1 pseudogene is annotated in these 829 nt (G+C 76.8%); it reads right to left on the bottom strand.

Annotated elements, in window-relative coordinates:
- Nucleotides 1-91 precede the first annotated feature (91 nt).
- Nucleotides 92-829: pseudogene (locus tag ACFV61_RS26255) on the bottom strand (DEAD/DEAH box helicase); the annotation flags it as partial.

Here is an 829-nt window from a genome sequence, read left to right as displayed (position 1 = left end):
TAAATGGCTAAAAACACTCATTAAGTTTAATAATATAAGACAGAGCGGGGGGGCCCCGTGTTCGCCGGGAGCCCTTCGGCGTCGGCGGACCTCAGGAGGACCGCAGGCGCAGGCCGCGCGGGGTGGCGTGGAAGCCGGCCTCCTCCAACGCGGCGCCCAGCGCCGAGCCGAGGGCCGGCTCGCCGTTCGCCCGCTCGACCGTGACGCTGCCGAGTGCACCCTCGCGGACCGCGGCCGCCAGCGCGCCCACCGCCAGCGCCCGGATGGCGCCGTCCTCCGGCCAGGCCAGCAGCGACTTGCCGCCCCGTTCGACGTACAGCGCCAACTCGCCGTCCACCAGCACCACCAGGGCGCCCGCCTTGCGGCCCGGGCGGTGCGCCCGGGCCTCCTTGGCTCCGGGGGCCGTCGGCGGCTCCGGCCAAGGCAGTGCGGAGCCGTAGGCATTCGCCGGATCGGCGGCGGCCAGCACCAGCACCTGCGGCGGCTCGGTGGCCGGGGCGGCCGGCCACTCGGCGGCCCGGGCCCGCTCCAGCCGGCCGTTGACCGAGCGCAGCCGGTCGGCCGCGCCCTCCATGGCGAACTGGGCGCCGCCCAGCCCCTCGACGAAGTAGCCCCGGCGGGCCCGGCCGCGCTCCTCCATCGCGGCGAGCACCCGGTACACCCCGGCGAAGCCGCCCGGCACCCGCTCGGCCGCCACCGCGCCCCGGGTGACCAGGCCGTGCCGGTCCAGCAGGCTCTGTGCCTGGGTGGTGGCCCGGACCGTCGGGTCGGTGGTGAAGGCGGGCAGCAGCGACCAGCGCCCGGCCACCGTCGGCGGGCCGCCGCGCAG

Origin of the sequence: Kitasatospora sp. NPDC059817, assembly GCF_042731835.1 — a bacterium.
Lineage (GTDB): Bacteria > Actinomycetota > Actinomycetes > Streptomycetales > Streptomycetaceae > Kitasatospora.
The sequence above is the reverse complement of the archived record's forward strand: the minus strand, read 5'-3'. Positions and strand labels throughout refer to the sequence as shown.